The organism is Streptomyces sp. BE20 (genome assembly GCF_036322525.1).
GTDB lineage: Bacteria > Actinomycetota > Actinomycetes > Streptomycetales > Streptomycetaceae > Kitasatospora.
Genome location: NZ_JAQYWW010001225.1, coordinates 1 through 1,410, shown reverse-complemented (window position 1 = coordinate 1,410; position 1,410 = coordinate 1). Strand labels below are relative to the sequence as shown.

The 1,410-nt window shown below is 69.3% G+C and carries 1 protein-coding gene; it reads left to right on the top strand.

The genetic code is table 11. The features are described from left to right. Positions 1 to 1,406, top strand: a 1,406-nt coding sequence (locus PUR61_RS44870; protein ID WP_329885760.1) for an RICIN domain-containing protein, incomplete at its 5' end; no start/stop codon positions are given. Positions 1,407 to 1,410 lie beyond the last annotated feature (4 nt).

Here is a 1,410-nt window from a genome sequence, read left to right as displayed (position 1 = left end):
TGTGCGTCTCCCTGGTCCAGGGCGCCGGGCAGGCCGAGGCGGCCGCCGTGACCGTCGTCAACGGGACCCAGTTCGCGGACACCGCGGGCAATCCGCTGCACGCCCACGGCGGCGGTGTGATCAAGGTCGGTCGGTACTACTACTGGTTCGGCGAGAACCGCAACGCCGACAACTCGTTCCGCTACGTCTCCGCCTACCGCTCGACGGACCTGAAGACGTGGGAGTTCCGCCGCCACGTGCTCACCCAGGCGACGGACCCGGAGCTCGCCGGCGCGAACATCGAGCGCCCCAAGGTGATGTACAACGCCGCGACCGGGCAGTTCGTGATGTGGATGCACAAGGAGGGCAGCGCCACCGACTACAGCGAGGCCCGCGCGGCCGTCGCGGTCTCCAGCACGATCGACGGCGACTACAGCTGGCGGGGCAGCTTCCGCCCGCTGGGCTCGATGTCCCGCGACATCACCACCTTCGTCGACGACGACGGCACCGGGTACATGATCTCCGCCGCCAACGAGAACCGGGACCTGCACGTCTACCGCCTCACCGCCGACTACACCGGCATCGACGCCCAGGTCCAGAGCCTGTGGAACGGCGAGTCCCGCGAGGCCCCGGCGATGTTCAAGCGCGACGGCGTCTACTTCCTGCTGACCTCCGGTGCCACCGGCTGGGCCCCCAACCAGCAGAAGTACGCGACCGCCGACAGCATCACCGGGTCCTGGAGCGGCCTGAACGACGCGGGCGACGGGATCACCTACCACACCCAGACCACCTTCGTCCTGCCGGTGGAGGGCAGCCAGGGCACCAGCTACCTCTACATGGGAGACCGCTGGGGCAACTCCACGGGCGGCACGGTCAACGACTCGCAGTACGTGTGGCTGCCGCTCGCCTTCCCCACCGCGACAACCCTGACCCTCGGCTACTCGCCGCAGATCACGCTGGACGCGGACGCGGGTCACGTCACCCCGCTCCACGCGACCTGGCAGCAGCTGGTAGGCCGGCAGAGCGGCAAGTGCGTCGACGTCGGCGACTACTCCTTCGCCGAGACCGCCCGGCTCCTCCAGTGGGGCTGCGGCAACGGCGCCAACCAGAACTTCTCGTTCAAGGACCTCGGCACCGGCTACGTGCAGATCATGGCCCGGCACAGCGGCAAGTGCCTGGACGTCGAGGGCGCGTCGAGCGTCGACGGGGCCCTCGTCGTGCAGAACACCTGCACCGGGAGCCAGTCCCAGCAGTGGCAGGTCCAGAAGGTGGCCGACGGCTCCGGCCACGTCCGGCTGATCGCCCGGCACAGCGGCAAGTGCCTGGACGTCATCAACCAGGCCACCACCAACGGCGCCGCCCTCGAACAGTGGACCTGCGGCACCGGCACCAACCAGCAGTTCAGCCGCCACACCGTCGCGGTCTGACCCC